General features: G+C 58.8%; 14 protein-coding genes and 5 tRNA genes. 9 read left to right on the forward strand and 10 right to left on the reverse strand.

Features of this window, described 5'->3' with window-relative positions; translation table 11 throughout:
- Positions 1–110: 110 nt before the first annotated feature.
- The 3 genes from J3A65_RS08495 to recJ all read left to right on the forward strand — a co-directional run bounded on the left by J3A65_RS08495 (position 111) and on the right by recJ (position 4,705).
- The gene (locus tag J3A65_RS08495) at positions 111–1,331 is read left to right on the forward strand and encodes an LL-diaminopimelate aminotransferase (protein WP_062457440.1); all 1,221 of its coding nucleotides are present in this window, start codon (positions 111–113) and stop codon (positions 1,329–1,331) included.
- A 95-nt stretch (positions 1,332–1,426) separates the two neighbouring features.
- On the forward strand, positions 1,427–2,746 hold the full coding sequence (locus J3A65_RS08500; RefSeq protein ID WP_209900714.1) for a homoserine dehydrogenase: 1,320 nt from the start codon (positions 1,427–1,429) through the stop codon (positions 2,744–2,746).
- A gap of 111 nt (positions 2,747–2,857) precedes the next feature.
- Complete coding sequence (gene recJ / locus J3A65_RS08505) at positions 2,858–4,705, forward strand: single-stranded-DNA-specific exonuclease RecJ (RefSeq protein ID WP_209900716.1); 1,848 nt, start codon at positions 2,858–2,860, stop codon at positions 4,703–4,705.
- A 40-nt stretch (positions 4,706–4,745) separates the two neighbouring features.
- On the opposite strand, the gene J3A65_RS08510 is transcribed toward recJ, so the two are convergent.
- The 5 genes from J3A65_RS08510 to J3A65_RS08530 all read right to left on the reverse strand — a co-directional run bounded on the left by J3A65_RS08510 (position 4,746) and on the right by J3A65_RS08530 (position 6,564).
- Positions 4,746–4,820, reverse strand: a tRNA-Glu gene (locus J3A65_RS08510).
- Between the two features lie 151 nt (positions 4,821–4,971).
- Positions 4,972–5,046: transfer RNA gene (locus J3A65_RS08515), tRNA-Glu, on the reverse strand.
- A 149-nt stretch (positions 5,047–5,195) separates the two neighbouring features.
- Positions 5,196–5,270 (reverse strand) — tRNA-Glu (locus tag J3A65_RS08520).
- A 177-nt stretch (positions 5,271–5,447) separates the two neighbouring features.
- Positions 5,448–5,930: a hypothetical protein gene (locus J3A65_RS08525; RefSeq protein WP_209900718.1), complete on the reverse strand. Its 483-nt coding sequence runs from the start codon at positions 5,928–5,930 to the stop codon at positions 5,448–5,450.
- Positions 5,931–6,123: 193 nt separating this feature from the next.
- A complete protein-coding gene (locus J3A65_RS08530; RefSeq protein WP_209900719.1) occupies positions 6,124–6,564 on the reverse strand; it encodes a VOC family protein in 441 nt (146 codons plus the stop codon).
- Between the two features lie 214 nt (positions 6,565–6,778).
- Between J3A65_RS08530 and J3A65_RS08535 the strand changes: the two genes are divergently transcribed.
- The 5 genes from J3A65_RS08535 (at position 6,779) to J3A65_RS08555 (ending at position 8,533) form a co-directional block, all read left to right on the forward strand.
- Positions 6,779–7,357 carry a cold-shock protein gene (locus tag J3A65_RS08535; RefSeq protein WP_062457423.1) on the forward strand — a complete coding sequence of 193 codons (579 nt, stop codon included), beginning with the start codon at positions 6,779–6,781 and terminating at the stop codon, positions 7,355–7,357.
- Between the two features lie 8 nt (positions 7,358–7,365).
- Positions 7,366–7,851, forward strand: coding sequence for a DUF192 domain-containing protein (locus tag J3A65_RS08540; protein ID WP_062457420.1), 486 nt, complete (start codon positions 7,366–7,368; stop codon positions 7,849–7,851).
- A 115-nt stretch (positions 7,852–7,966) separates the two neighbouring features.
- Positions 7,967–8,043: transfer RNA gene (locus tag J3A65_RS08545), tRNA-Pro, on the forward strand.
- Positions 8,044–8,115: 72 nt separating this feature from the next.
- A complete protein-coding gene (locus J3A65_RS08550; protein ID WP_062458113.1) occupies positions 8,116–8,421 on the forward strand; it encodes an ETC complex I subunit in 306 nt (101 codons plus the stop codon).
- A gap of 35 nt (positions 8,422–8,456) precedes the next feature.
- A tRNA-Arg gene (locus J3A65_RS08555) sits at positions 8,457–8,533 on the forward strand.
- Positions 8,534–8,849: 316 nt separating this feature from the next.
- Here J3A65_RS08555 and J3A65_RS08560 read toward each other — a convergent pair.
- The gene (locus J3A65_RS08560) at positions 8,850–9,035 is read right to left on the reverse strand and encodes a Flp family type IVb pilin (RefSeq protein ID WP_062457386.1); all 186 of its coding nucleotides are present in this window, start codon (positions 9,033–9,035) and stop codon (positions 8,850–8,852) included.
- 606 nt (positions 9,036–9,641) lie between these two features.
- On the opposite strand from J3A65_RS08560, the gene J3A65_RS08565 reads away from it, so the two are divergent.
- Positions 9,642–10,310: a hypothetical protein gene (locus J3A65_RS08565; RefSeq protein ID WP_192086634.1), complete on the forward strand. Its 669-nt coding sequence runs from the start codon at positions 9,642–9,644 to the stop codon at positions 10,308–10,310.
- 93 nt (positions 10,311–10,403) lie between these two features.
- Here J3A65_RS08565 and J3A65_RS08570 read toward each other — a convergent pair whose 3' ends face one another.
- The 4 genes from J3A65_RS08570 to J3A65_RS08585 all read right to left on the reverse strand — a co-directional run bounded on the left by J3A65_RS08570 (position 10,404) and on the right by J3A65_RS08585 (position 14,688).
- Complete coding sequence (locus tag J3A65_RS08570) at positions 10,404–11,177, reverse strand: amino acid ABC transporter ATP-binding protein (RefSeq protein ID WP_209900721.1); 774 nt, start codon at positions 11,175–11,177, stop codon at positions 10,404–10,406.
- 14 nt (positions 11,178–11,191) lie between these two features.
- On the reverse strand, positions 11,192–12,349 hold the full coding sequence (locus J3A65_RS08575; protein WP_062580393.1) for an amino acid ABC transporter permease: 1,158 nt from the start codon (positions 12,347–12,349) through the stop codon (positions 11,192–11,194).
- Between the two features lie 3 nt (positions 12,350–12,352).
- The gene (locus J3A65_RS08580; RefSeq protein ID WP_062457374.1) at positions 12,353–13,546 is read right to left on the reverse strand and encodes an amino acid ABC transporter permease; all 1,194 of its coding nucleotides are present in this window, start codon (positions 13,544–13,546) and stop codon (positions 12,353–12,355) included.
- Positions 13,547–13,665: 119 nt separating this feature from the next.
- Complete coding sequence (locus J3A65_RS08585) at positions 13,666–14,688, reverse strand: amino acid ABC transporter substrate-binding protein (RefSeq protein WP_062457371.1); 1,023 nt, start codon at positions 14,686–14,688, stop codon at positions 13,666–13,668.
- Positions 14,689–14,934: the final 246 nt, after the last annotated feature.

A 14,934-nucleotide genomic window follows, 5' to 3' on the forward strand; every position in this document is an offset into this window, starting at 1 on the left:
CGGATATTGCTATTGCGTTTGAGGACATTTGGCCGCAAAGCAAAAATGGCATAAAGTGAGGCTCGAGCAGCGGGACGAGCTCTGCTTCGATTTCATCCTTGAGGAACAACATGGAAGAGTTTCATAAAGTCCGGCGTCTGCCGCCCTACGTTTTCGAACAGGTGAACCGTTTGAAAGCAAGCGCGCGAGCGGGTGGCGCGGACATTATCGATCTCGGCATGGGCAATCCCGATCTACCTACTCCGCAGGCGATCGTCGACAAGCTCTGCGAAGTGGTCCAGGATCCGCGCACGCACCGCTACTCCTCCTCCAAGGGCATTCCGGGCCTTCGCCGCGCGCAGGCTGCTTACTATGCACGCCGGTTTGGTGTGAAGCTGAACCCGGATACGCAGGTCGTGGCAACGCTCGGCTCTAAGGAAGGCTTCGCCAACATGGCGCAGGCGATCACCGCGCCCGGTGACGTCATCCTCTGCCCCAATCCGACATACCCTATCCACGCCTTCGGCTTCCTGATGGCGGGCGGCGTGATCCGCTCCATGTCTGTCGAGCCGGACGATAGCTTCTTTCCGCCGCTGGAACGCGCGGTGAAGCATTCGATCCCGAAGCCGCTGGCACTCATCATCAATTACCCATCCAACCCGACCGCGCATATCGCGTCGCTGGATTTCTATAGGGAAGTGATCGCGTTTGCGAAGAAGCACGAGATCATCGTGCTCTCCGATCTTGCCTATTCGGAGATCTACTTCGACGACAACAACCCGCCACCTTCGGTTCTCGAAGTGCCGGGTGCGATGGATGTGGCCGTCGAGTTCACCTCGATGTCGAAAACCTTCTCCATGCCCGGCTGGCGCATGGGCTTTGCTGTCGGCAACGAGCGGCTGATCGCAGCGCTGACGCGCGTCAAATCCTACCTTGATTATGGCGCGTTCACGCCGATCCAGGTGGCTGCAGCCCACGCGCTGAACGGTGACGGTGCCGATATCGCGGAAGTGCGCAGCGTCTACAAGCGTCGCCGTGACGTGATGGTCGAGAGCTTCGGCAAGGCCGGTTTCGACGTACCGCCACCACCGGCGACCATGTTTGCCTGGGCGAAAATTCCGGAAAAGTTCCGCCATCTCGGGAGTCTGGAATTCTCCAAGCTTCTCGTCGAGAAGGCGCACGTTGCCGTCGCACCCGGTGTCGGTTTCGGTGAGATGGGCGACGACTACGTTCGCCTCGCACTGGTCGAAAACGAGCATCGCATTCGCCAGGCCGCCCGCAGCATCAAGAAGTTTCTGTCGACGGCAGACGATACGATGCACAACGTGATTACGCTCAACACGCGTCGCTGACCGCGAACCGGGCCGCCGATCACGATTTGAGGGGCGGCCGTTCGACCGCCCCATTCTCCCAAATACTAGTCTCCCAAAATACCAGGAAAACTATCATGGCAGATGCCCTCAGAGTCGGCATTGCGGGTCTTGGCACTGTCGGTGCCTCGCTCGTTCGCATCATCCAGACCCGTGCCAACGAACTCGCGGTCACCTGCGGACGCCCGATCGAGATTGCCGCCGTGACGGCGAGAGACCGCACCCGCGACCGCGGGATCGATATCTCTGCCGTGACCTGGTTCGACAGCGCCGAAGAACTGGCAGCAAACGCTGAGATCGACGTGTTCGTGGAACTGATGGGCGGTGCCGAAGGGGCGGCTGCTGACTCCGTGCGCGCAGCCTTGCGGCGCGGTCTCCACGTGGTGACAGCCAACAAGGCGCTGCTCGCCGCATCCGGCGTCGAACTCGCAAGGATCGCCGAAGAAAACGGCGCACTCCTCAATTTCGAGGCGGCCGTTGCCGGTGGTATCCCGGTCATCAAGGCCCTTCGCGAGTCCCTGACCGGCAACACGATTTCGCGTGTCTACGGCATCATGAACGGCACCTGCAATTACATCCTGACCCGGATGGAGAAGGAGGGCCTGTCCTTTGCCGACTGCCTCAAGGAAGCGCAGCGGCTGGGCTATGCCGAAGCCGATCCGGCCTTCGATATCGAGGGCAACGACACGGCACACAAGCTGGCAATCCTGACGACGCTTGCGTTCGGGACCCAGATCGCGCCCGACGAGATCTATCTCGAAGGCATCACCAATATCTCTATCGACGATATCCACGCGGCCGCCGATCTCGGCTACCGCATCAAGCTTCTCGGCGTCGCGCAGCGCACCGAAACAGGCATCGAGCAGCGCGTTCACCCGACCATGGTGCCCCGTGATTCGGTTATCGCGCAGGTCGATGGCGTGACGAATGCCGTGGCGATCGAATCCGACATCCTCGGCGAACTGCTGATGGTCGGCCCGGGTGCGGGCGGCAATGCAACGGCATCCTCGGTGCTCGGCGATATCGCCGACATCGCCAAGAGCCGCCCGGGCGCGCAGCAGGTTCCGGTTCTCGGCACACCGGCGGCTTCGCTGGCACCTTACAAGCGCGCCCAGATGCAGAGCCACGAAGGTGGTTATTTCATCCGGCTGACCGTTGCCGACCGGACCGGCGTCTTCGCCTCGATCGCTGCCCGCATGGCCGAGAACGCCATCTCGCTCGAATCGATCGTCCAGCGCTCGAAGCCCGATTCGTCGGCGATGTCGAAGACGATCATCCTCGTCACGCATGCGACGATGGAGAATTCGGTCCGCAAGGCAGTCGATGCCATCAAGGCCGAGAGCTATCTGGTCGGCGAGCCGCAAGTGATCCGCATCGAACGTCCCAAGGACATGTGACCCACGCAGCCGTCGAGCCGCACTAGACTGGCCCCGGTGTTTTTTCGCCGAGGCCACGTCCTTTGCCGAAAACAGATTACTGTAGATGCGCCGATGCGCTAAAACGGCTGCATGACCACCCAATCGACCACATCAATCGCCAGCAGCCTTTCCCAGACGACGTCTCCAGTCGATCCCGTGCCCCGCGCTTTTCTAAACGTCGAGCAATCGGTTAGTGGCCAGCGGTGGGTATCGCGGCTCGACCAGGCGGCGCAGAACCGTGCGCTCGCCATCAGCCAGATCCATGGCATTCCCGAACTGGTCGCCCGCGTGCTTGCCGGCCGCGGCGTGACGCTCGACGATGCCCCGGCCTTCCTTGATCCGACCATCCGGTCACTGATGCCCGATCCGTTGACGCTGACGGATTGCGACAAGGCTGCAGCAAGACTGGTTGCGGCGATCAACCGACGGGAGCGGGTTGCGATCTTCGGCGATTACGATGTGGATGGCGCGGCCTCTTCCGCGTTGCTCTATCGTTTCCTGACGCATTTCGGTGTCGAGGCCGAGATCTATATTCCGGATCGCATCTTCGAAGGCTACGGACCGAACCCCAATGCGATCCGTCAACTGGTGGCGAACGGCGCGCAGCTGATCGTCACGGTCGACTGCGGCTCGACGAGCCTGGACGCGCTGACAGCGGCCAGGGACGAGGGCTGCGATGTGGTTGTCATCGACCACCACCAGGTCGGTCACGTGCTGCCGCCCTGTGTGGCGCTCGTCAATCCCAACCGCCAGGACGATCTCTCGGGGCAGGGGCATCTCTGCGCGGCGGGAGTCGTGTTTCTGGTCATGGTCGCGACCCTGAAGCAGTTGCGCGAAGGTGGCGATAGCCGCGCACAGTCTCTCGATCTGCTCGGTCTGCTGGATCTGGTGGCGCTGGCAACCGTCTGCGATGTCGTGCCACTAAAGGGGCTGAACCGGGCCTACGTGGTGAAGGGGCTGATCGCCGCCCGTCACATGGTCAATCCGGGACTCACGGCGTTGTTTCGAAAGGCGGGTCTTGGCGGACCGGTGACGCCCTATCATTTCGGCTTCATGATCGGCCCACGTATCAATGCCGGCGGGCGAATCGGCGATGCAGCACTCGGCAGCCGCTTGCTGACATTGGAAGACGATATCAAGGCGGAGGAAATTGCCGGCCGGTTGGACGATCTGAACCGCGAGCGGCAGGCCATGGAAGCCGCCATGCTGGCGGAAGCCGAAGCCGAAGTTCTTGGCGAATACGGTGACGCCGAGGGCGCGTCCGTCATCGTCACGGCGCATGAGAAATGGCATCCGGGCATCGTCGGTCTTCTGGCTGCGAGACTGAAGGAGAAATTCCGTCGGCCTGCCTTCGCGATCGCTTTCGACCCGTCCGGCAAGGGCACCGGTTCCGGCCGTTCGATCAACGGTTTCGACATGGGCCGGATGGTTCGCGGCGCAGTCGAATCAGGGCTTCTGCTAAAAGGTGGCGGTCACGCCATGGCGGCGGGACTGACCGTCGAGCGCGCCAACCTCGGCAAGCTGCGCGCCTATTTCGAGGAAGTGGCGGCTGAGGGCGTTCCGGCGCTTGTTGCCAACCACGTGCTGAAGATCGATGGCGCATTATCGGCATCAGGGGCCACGATTGCGCTGTTCGACCAGCTGGAACTTGCGGGTCCCTACGGGTCTGGCCACGCGCAGCCCGTCTTTGCCATTCCCGCCCATCGTCTGAGAGACGTGCGGCTTGTCGGCACCGCGCATGTGAAGATCACGCTGGAATCACTCGATGGCACGCGTCTGGACGGGATTGCGTTCAGGGCGGCCGAAACGCCGCTCGGCCAGATGCTGCTCAACTCCCGCGGAAAGCAGATCCATGCCGCGGGATGCCTCACGGCCGACCAGTGGCAGGGAAATCGACGGATCCAGCTCAGGCTTCTCGACGCGGTCGAGTCGCGGTGAAAGCCGCAATGTAAAATCAGGGATTGGCAGAAGGGGAAACTGGTACGCCCTAGGGGAGTCGAACCCCTCTTTTCAGAATGAAAATCTGACGTCCTAACCGATAGACGAAGGGCGCGTACAGTGAGCGCTCGTATAGTCAGGCTTGCCCGATCCGGCAAGTAGGAAAATCGATATTTCTCTGTTTTTAAATGAAATAATCCAAGCCAAGGCGTGCCGCGGGAAAACGCGCGAGCGAACAAGCCTGACGATATGGAAGAAGGGGGAAGTGGTACGCCCTAGGGGAGTCGAACCCCTCTTTTCAGAATGAAAATCTGACGTCCTAACCGATAGACGAAGGGCGCGTACAGGAGCGTCTTATAGGGACGCTTTTTCAAACAGACAAGCCAAAAAACGGTATTTTTCGGAAGATAAACAGAGAAAATTGCGCGGCGGGATGCTCCAAGAAAACTTAGAGGTTCATGTGCATAATCAACAGTTTGAAGGAAGGTACTGGTACGCCCTAGGGGAGTCGAACCCCTCTTTTCAGAATGAAAATCTGACGTCCTAACCGATAGACGAAGGGCGCGTACAGTGAGCGCCCTTATAGAGGCGTGATTTCGTTACCGCAAGCGCAAAAACGATGTTTTTTGCGAAAAATTAGATGCGCGGAAACTGCGGCTTCGGTAAGCGTAAAGCCATGCGAAATCAGCGGCTTATCCGATTTGACCAACTCGCTCTTTTCGCTCCTGCTTAAGGCTTATGGTTAGAGCTGCGCCTGTTGTGACGGGTCCGGCAGCGGCTGGCGGGGGGTGAAGACGCTGCCATGTGCTGCATTGATGCCGCCGGCCGGAGCGGCGACGGCTGTCTGCCCGTCAGCAGCAGCAGCAGGTACCGTCGTTGCCGATGGGAATGGCGATGCGTTGGACGAAAAGATGCTGTAGCTGCTCGCGCGCACGCCAGTCGGTTGCGTGACGAGCCCAGCGATGGAGTTCGACGGCTGCTCCGGCGCAGGGGGGAACGCGCCTGGGTCAGCGTTGGCGCCCGGCGCAGCAGACGTTGCTGCTGGCGTGGATTTGGCCTGTTGCGCCTTCGTAGAGACGAGGGGATCGACATAGAGGCTGGCGCCGCTCGTGCCGCCTTTGGCAAGCGGTTTAGCTGCGCCGTCCGGTTGTTCCGCGGCCACTGCCTCTGCGGACACCGGTTCGGCGTCGGCAACCTTGCGGGTCATCGAGCAACTGGTCATCATTAAAGCTGCTATCGCCACTGCGAGGAGCGGAAAACTCGGCCTTGAGATCGATCTTGCTGGCGAAACCGGCACGGTATGCCCTTCATGTGCGTCGCGGACACTCTGTCGCGAATCATGGAGATGAGCATCACGTGTCCTGTTTCGCTCGGCAAGAGAGGGGCGTTGGCCTTGGTCAGGCCGACGCAAGCCTCGATTACCAGCTGCCGGTATTCGGCATCGATGCCCACGGCTCGGCGACCGGCAGGTTGTCGCCCTTCTGCAGGATCTCGAAGGAAATGCCGTCCGGCGAAAGTACGAAGGCCATCCGACCTTCGCGAGGCGGACGGTTGATCACGATGCCATTGTCCTGCAGGTGCTGGCAGAATGCATAGACGTCGTCGACCTCATAGGCGAGGTGGCCGAAATTGCGTCCGCCCGTGTAATCCTCGCTGTCCCAATTGTAGGTAAGCTCGATGCACGGCGCCATATTTTCCTTAGCCTGCGAAACGTCGTCGCGTGCAGCCAGAAAGACCAGCGTGAAGCGGCCCTTGTCATTTTCGATGCGGCGGATCTCCTCCAAACCCATCAGTGTCTTGTAGAAATGGAAAGACGCGTCGAGATCCTTGACCCGAACCATTGTGTGTAGATAGCGCATGTGTCGCAAGCTCCGCGATGTCGTTGGCAAACTGTCGAGCGGATATGGTGCATTGCAGGAGGTCAGCAAGCCTGGGGCAAGCCGTCAGCCGTAGAAAGATGCTGATAAAGTCCAGACGGGGACTTGCACTGGAGGGTTAACGGGATGTTAATCTAGGCGCGAAGAATCACTTCCACCGTCATGTCGTAACGCGTAATCGAGGGGCCGATAGGATATGGCAGACAGGATATCGTTGAAAGGCGTAGCCGAATACGAGGAATTCGCGGGCGATCCGGTCGAGCTCATCGAAATTACGGGTGTGGTCAAGTGGTTCGATGTTGCGAAGGGGTTCGGCTTCATTGTGCCCGACAACGGTATGCAGGATGTGCTTCTGCATGTGACCTGCCTGAGGCGCGATGGATACCAGACCATCCTTGAAGGAACCCGTATCGTCGCGATGATCCAGAAGCGCGACCGCGGCTATCAGGCCTTCCGCATTCTTTCCATGGATCAGTCGACCGCAGTTCATCCCTCGCAGTTGCCGCCGGTTCGCACCCATGTTCAGGTCACGCCAACGAGCGGCCTGGAACGGGCACTGGTGAAATGGTTCAACCGCACCAAGGGCTTTGGATTCCTGAGCCGCGGTGAGGGGACCGAAGATATCTTCGTCCACATGGAAACGCTGCGCCGCTACGGACTGACAGAGCTCCGTCCCGGCCAGACCGTTCTGGTCCGGTTCGGACCTGGCGACAAGGGCTTGATGGCAGCCGAAATTCATCCCGACAATCCCAACCCTGTAAGCCGGTCACATTGATGTTGAGAATGCAGTCATTCGGGCGGATCACGCCCTTTGCAAAAGGCGCCCTTGCGGCGCTTTTTCTGTTTGTCGCCTACGCTGCCGCAGCCCAGCAGGTCATCTTTCCAAAGGACGAGCTGTCGATCCGCACGGCAGCGGGCAAGACCCATGCCTTTGTGATTGAGCTCGCTCTGACGGACCAGCAGCGCTCGCAGGGCCTGATGTACCGCAAGGAAATGCCTGACGATCACGGCATGCTGTTCGACTTCGGCGAGACACGCCGTGTTTCCATGTGGATGGAAAACACCATCCTGCCGCTCGATATGCTGTTTATCGAGGGCGACGGGACGGTCTCTCATATCCGCGAAAATGCGGTTCCTTACTCTCGTGACGTGATCGATTCGCGGGGACCGGTAAAATTTGTCCTCGAACTGAATGCCGGTCGGACGAAAGCGCTCGGAATCAAGGTTGGTGACAAGGTGGTTTCCAAACGGATCGGCAACGCAGGATAGGTGTTTGGCCGCTTTCCCACAGTTAGTTCGCTAGACAGTTCGAACAATTGGGAAAATCCACTTTTTGCAGTTGCGGGCTGGTAGGGAACCGTGTATCTCGCATTCTTGTAAGGAACGGAGTGTAGCGCAGTCTGGTAGCGCATCTGGTTTGGGACCAGAGGGTCGGGAGTTCGAATCTCTCCACTCCGACCATTGCCTTCAAAAGAGCGTCGCGCTCAGCAGTTGCCGAAGCGTCACGCTAGCAAAAGTCGGATGTTTCAGTTCATGACGGCCAAGATCTATCGTCCCGCAAAAACTGCAATGCAATCTGGCAAAGCCAAGACGCATCTCTGGCTCCTCGAATTCGACCAGGAAGAGCCACGCCGGATCGATCCGATCCTTGGCTATACATCTTCCGGAGACATGAAGCAGCAGGTGCGCCTGACCTTTGAAAGTCAGGAACTTGCCGAAGCCTACGCCAAGCGTGAAGGCATCGAATACCGCGTCGTCCAGCCGAAAGAACCTGCGCGTCAAGCTGCTTCCTACACCGACAATTTCCGCTTCAATCGCTCGCAGCCCTGGACGCACTGACTTCCTGTCTGCGTTCTGTTAGAAGCGTCTTAGCAGGCCCCTTAGCTCAGCTGGATAGAGCACCTGCCTTCTAAGCAGGTGGTCGCAGGTTCGAATCCTGCAGGGGTCGCCAAAACCATCTCCCAAAAAATTGCGACTGCCGCTTGAGCGGAGGAATATCGCCTTGAGCAAAGCGCTGCTTCGGAGCTGGATATAGAGACCAAGAATCTCTGGCGTGACGGCAACAAAAAAACCGAACAATGGAGGTCCCATTGTTCGGCGAGTTGAGTGCTGGAACCAAGAGATGGCGTCCGAGCTTTTGGGTACGATCTGGATGTTAACCTGGAGTGAAGACCTCAGGCGAATACTTGAGTGAGAATACCTGCGGGCCAATCGTGCAACGACGTTACCTCATGACCCGACTTGATTGCATCTCGCAATGCCAGCGATCAGCAAGTGGTAGCAGCGCCGCCGCAGTTCAACTTCTTGCTGAGGTTCGTGAATTGCGTGCTTAGTGCACCGCCGAGCGTCTGTGCACCAGCGATCAGCGCGACAGAGATAAGAGCGGCGATGAGCCCGTATTCGATGGCAGTGGCGCCAGACTCGTCCTTCATAAAGCGTGCAAAAACCGACATGCAAATCCTCCTTGATTCGTGCCGTGGGACAAGGCGTCCCTACGTGTTGTTCTTTTACCGAACGTCAAAAGAGTGTTGCGTTAACAGGATCGGTTAATATGTTCCTATTGGCTAATGTGAGTTCTGAATGGTTAAGAAGTGGTTTTCGTGAATCCCCACGTGTGCTCATCGCCCGCCGGCGATCCGGTCGAACTTGATCCTTTCATTGTAGGATAACGCGTGCTCATGACCAAACCGGGCCTAGCATGCTGCCACCGGTACTCGTGGTGCCAGAGCGTTGCATTGGGGTAGGACCTACCATTCATTCCTCCGCGTACCCAGCCTCACCACGTCATGTTGCGACGCAGCAACAGCGGGAGTTCACATCTTCGGGAAACTGATCGTGATCCCGCAATCGCATTTCAGCCGCAAAATCGATTCGAAGCTGCCTCATTCAAGGGTATATTCGCGGCGGTCAGTTCCGTTGCATCGGCAGGGGAAGGCACGTGGCGAAAACGGACCATTGGGTCTGACAAACTCGCCTCCATCGCATTGAAACGGGTTTTCCAGGTGACCTCGCGGTCGCTCGCGCCTCAACATTGTCTTGAGCCTTCGAGTGGGGATCAAATGAACAGAAGTCTATTGGCCGGCGGCGTCGCGCTGTTTGCGGCAATCTTTGCGGTTGGCCCGTTTTTGGCATCCAGCGCCCATGCGGCGGACAGGCCGCTGATCTGGCAGCCCGTCAAGAATTCGGACAGAAGCTATTCCGTCAAGCTCGGCTTCAGGTTGCCGACAGAGCTGGAGCCCGAGGCGGGCTTCAACGTCGGTGTCGATGCGAAGAAGGACGGGTCGATGAACACGCCGCTTCGGCTGTGGGGCAGCATGAAGATGAAGTCGATCCAGAGGCCCGCTTACGAGGTCGAACGCAAGATCGGGATCGATTACGACGGATTGGCCGAAACGGCCGCCGTCAGCATGAACTACCACCAAACGCAGATCGTCACGTCGACGATCGATGTCGAGCGCAATGCGAGCTATGTCATGCGCTACGACGGGCTCAATCAGGACTGGAGTGGCCTCGACGCCAACCAGACCCTCAGGCTGTCCCGGGCAAACACGGGCACAGCCGTGGTCGTCCGCGCAACGGCGATCGATACGTTTCGCATCGGCGGCGCGGGGCTGGGACTCGAGCAGAAACTGGGTGACAGCCTGACACTCAGCGGCTCCGTCGATCGCTATTCGGACGCGACCGCAGCAGTAACCAGCGTCAATGCCCGCTATTCATTCCAGTGGTGATGGCGCCCTGACGATTGTTTCGACGGGAAACGGAAAAGGGGCGCTCGCGGCGCCCCTTTTCTTTTGCAGGTCATTCCCGTCGGCGCAGTCTGCCTAGTGCAGGATCTGGCTAAGGAACAGTCTGGTGCGCTCGTGCTGCGGATTGTCGAAGAACTCCGCCGGCGAATTCTCTTCCACGATCTGTCCCTGGTCCATGAAGATCACCCGGTTGGCGACCTGGCGGGCAAAGCCCATTTCATGGGTGACGCACATCATGGTCATGCCTTCTTCGGCAAGGCCAACCATCGTATCGAGCACTTCCTTGACCATTTCAGGATCGAGAGCCGAGGTCGGTTCATCGAACAGCATGATCTTCGGCTTCATGCACAGCGATCGGGCAATCGCCACGCGCTGCTGCTGACCGCCGGAGAGCTGGCCCGGATACTTAAGGGCCTGTTCCGGGATCTTGACACGCTTGAGGTAGTGCATCGCCACTTCCTCGGCTTCCTTCTTCGGCATCTTGCGAACCCAGATCGGTGCAAGCGTGCAGTTCTCAAGGATCGTCAGGTGCGGGAAGAGGTTGAAGTGCTGGAACACCATGCCGACTTCTCGCCGCACTTCGTCGATCTTTTTCAGATCGTTGGTGAGTTCGATATTGTCGACGACAATGCTGCCCGACTGATGTTCCTCGAGGCGGTTGATACAGCGGATCATCGTCGATTTTCCGGAGCCTGACGGCCCGGCGATGACGATGCGTTCGCCTTTCATCACCTTGAGATTGATGTCGCGCAGCACGTGAAAATCGCCATACCACTTGTTCATGCCGATGATCTCGACAGCGACATCCGTGGAGGAGACGGTGAGGTTTTTGGGTTGGGCGTCAGCCATTGTTTTTCCCCTTGTTATCGCTTGTGGCCGGTATCGAGATGCCGTTCCATAAAGGCGGAATAGCGTGACATGCCGAAGCAGAAAATCCAGTAGATAAGACCAGCGAACACGAGGCCGGTAAGCGGCGTCATGGGCGTGATCCAGGTCGTATCGGTAAAGTTGAGCCGGATGATGTTCAGGAGGTCGAACATGCCGATGATGGCAACGAGCGACGTATCCTTGAACAGCCCGATGAAGGTGTTGACGATGCCAGGGATCACGAGCTTGATCGCCTGTGGAAGGACGATCAGGCGGGTTTTCTGCCAGTAGCTGAGCCCGAGCGAATCGGCACCTTCGCCCTGACCTTTCGGAATAGCCTGCAGGCCGCCACGAATGACTTCCGCCATATAGGCGGAGGCAAACAGCGACACACCGATCACGGCGCGCAGGAAGTTGTCGATGCTCCAGCCGGTGGGCAGGAACAGCGGCAGCATCACGTTTGCCATGAAGAGAACCATGACAAGCGGTACGCCGCGGATCACCTCGATGAAGACGACGCAGAGCGTCTTCAATACGCGCATGTTGGAACGCCGTCCGAGCGCCAAAAGGATGCCGACGGGGAAAGAGACCGCGATGCCGACGAAGGAGAGGATCAGCGTCACCATCATGCCGCCCCAGAGCGGGGTCTCGACCCGCTGCAGGCCAAGAACATTGCCATGCATGAGGAAGAACGAGACGACCGGGTAGACGAGAAACAGCAGAACGGCGTTCAGCGCCTTGTACGGCAGTTTCGGAATGAGGAGAGGCACGAGCAGCACGATCAGCATGAACCCGACCAGCATGACGCGCCAGCGCTCCTCGATCGGGTAGCGGCCGAACATGAACTGCTGGAACCGGTCACCGACAAACGCCCAGCATGCGCCTTTCCAGCCATCCGGCTGGGTGCCGCCCTGGACGACGGTGGCGCAGACCGAGCGATCGGCACCGACCCAGCTTGCATTGATGAACAGCCAGTTGATGATGCCGGGCAAGGCGAAAGCCAGCAATGCGATGGCGACGATGGTCAGCACCACATCCTTTGGCGTTGCCAGGAGATTGGTCCGGATCCAGCCACTTGCCGAACTGGCGCTGACCGGCGGCGGTTCCGGCGCGATCATGTCATTGCGAACGTAAGAGAGCTTGTGTGTAGACATGTCTTATCTCTCCACCAGAGCCATCTTGGCGTTGAACCAGTTCATGAACAGCGATGTCGCGATGCTGATGCTGAGATAGATGGTGAGCATGATCGTGATCATCTCGACAGCCTGACCGGTCTGGTTGAGTGAGGTGCTTCCGGTCGAAAACAGCTCGGGAAACCCGATCGCAACGCCGAGAGACGAGTTTTTGGTCAGGTTGAGATACTGGCTTGTCAGCGGTGGAATGATGATGCGGAAAGCCTGCGGTACGACAACCAGTCTGGTGATCTTGCCCGGCTGGACGCCGAGTGCAGCGGCGGCTTCCGTCTGTCCCTTGCCGACGCCCTTGATGCCGGCTCGGATGATTTCCGCAATAAACGCTGCCGTGTAGAGCGAAAGCGCCAGATAGAGAGCCACGAATTCCGGACGAATATTGGCGCCGCCGGAAAGATTGAAACGACCTTCGACGGGATAGTCGAAGGTCAGCGGCGAACCCATGGCGATGAATCCGAGAAGCGGCAGACCGATGATGATGGCGGCGGAGATCCAGCCGTTGGGCAATTGCTGCCCGGTTGCCATCTGGCGCTTGACCGACCACGTGCGGAAGACGAACGCGACAACGATGCCGACGAGAATGGCAACCGGAAGGATCCACGCGCCTTCGCCCCAGATCGTTGCCGGAAAGGTGAGGCCACGGTTGCTGAGGAAGGTCGAGAGCGGGCCCTGGATAGCATCACGCGGCTGCGGCAGAATGGCGAGAACGCCGGAATACCAGAAGAAAATGACCAGCAGCGGCGGAATGTTTCTGAACACCTCGACATAGACGGTGCAGAGCTTGGCGATCAGCCAGTTTTTCGACAGGCGACCGATACCGATGATGAAGCCGACGATGGTTGCCGTGATGATGCCGGTGACGGCGACCATCATCGTGTTCAGGAAGCCGACCAGGATCGCCCTGCCATAGGTCGAGTCGCTCGTGTAGGCGATCAGGGATTGCCCGATATCGAAGCCTGAGCGACCAGCGAGGAAGCCAAATCCTGTGGCGGTGTTGCTGCGGGCAAGATTGACACTGACATTGTGTGCGATCGACCAGACGAGCGCAACGAGAATGACCAGCGTCAGCACTTGGAAGAAGATGCTCCGCGCTTTTGGATCGTAAATGAGTGACGTGGACGCGCGCTTGGTTGCAGGCGCACGGATCGAGTTGTCCGTCATGCTTTGCCAATCCCCTGTGACCCGTTGTGGGCCCTTATTGTTTTTGATTCTTATTGATCGTGGAGAATGTCTAGCAGGGCGGACGGAGCCACCCTGCGAGACGTCAGTCTATCAGTCGATTAACGGATCGGCGGTGCGAACTGCAGGCCACCCTTGCTCCACAGAGCATTCAGGCCACGTGCGATCTTCAGCGGGCTGCCGGAACCGATATTGCGCTCGAAGACGTCGCCGTAGTTGCCGACGCCCTTGACGATGTTGTAGGCCCATTCGTTGGTCAGGCCGAGATCGGTACCGACCTTGGTGTCCTTCTCGGTGCCGAGGAAGCGGCGGATATCCGGGTTGGTCGAGTTCTTCATCTCGTCGATATTGGCCTGGGTGATGCCGAATTCTTCGGCCTGAACCAGGGCGTAGCCTGTCCACGAAACGATATCGAACCACTTGTCGTCGCCCTGGCGAACGGCTGGGCCAAGCGGCTCCTTGGAGATGATTTCCGGAAGAATGACGTGTTCGTCAGGGTTCGACAGCGCGAGACGCGTTGCATAAAGGCCCGACTGGTCCGTCGTGTAGACGTCGCAACGGCCGGCCTGGTAGGCGGCGTTTACTTCTTCGAGCTTTTCGAAGACGACCGGGTTGTACTGGAGGTTGTTGGACTTGAAGTAGTCGGCGAGGTTGAGTTCGGTTGTCGTGCCCGACTGAACGCAGACGGCAGCGCCGGACAGTTCAAGCGCCGACTTCACGTTCAGGCTCTTCGGAACCATGAAGCCCTGGCCGTCGTAGTAGTTGACGTAGCGGAAGTTGAAACCGAGCGCGGTATCGCGGCTGATGGTCCAGGTGGTGTTACGTGCGAGCACGTCGACTTCACCCGACTGCAGTGCCGTGAAGCGGCTCTGGGCCGTGGTCGGCGTGTACTTCACCTTCGTTGCATCACCGAAAACCGCAGCTGCGACGGCCTTGCAGAAATCGACGTCGAAGCCTTTCCAAGCGCCGGCCGAATCCGGCTGCGCGAAGCCGGCCAGACCGGTGTTGACGCCGCACTGAACGAAGCCCTTCGCCTTGACATCATCAAGCGTGGCCGCGGAAGCTGCCGAGGCAAAGCCAAGGACCGCTGCGCCAAACGCGGCAGACAAAAGCGTCTTTTTCATTTTCCCAACCTTATCTGTTGTTTTGTGTGATCTCTCGACACAGGCCGTTCCCCTGATTTTATGAATACGACCGGTCCCCCGCTGACCTCCCGGCGCGGGTGTTTATATCTCATTCGGAAACGAAGGCAGGGTCAAGGGCCACTCGTTCAAATTGCGTCCAAATTACGGTGTATTAGACTTTACCGCCTACGCGCTGGGCAAATGCTCAAGTCGTGTGCGAGTTGTGCCGGTTTTTATACCGAACGA

The organism is Rhizobium sp. PvP014, from assembly GCF_017876855.1.
Classification (GTDB): Bacteria; Pseudomonadota; Alphaproteobacteria; order Rhizobiales; family Rhizobiaceae; genus Neorhizobium; species Neorhizobium soli.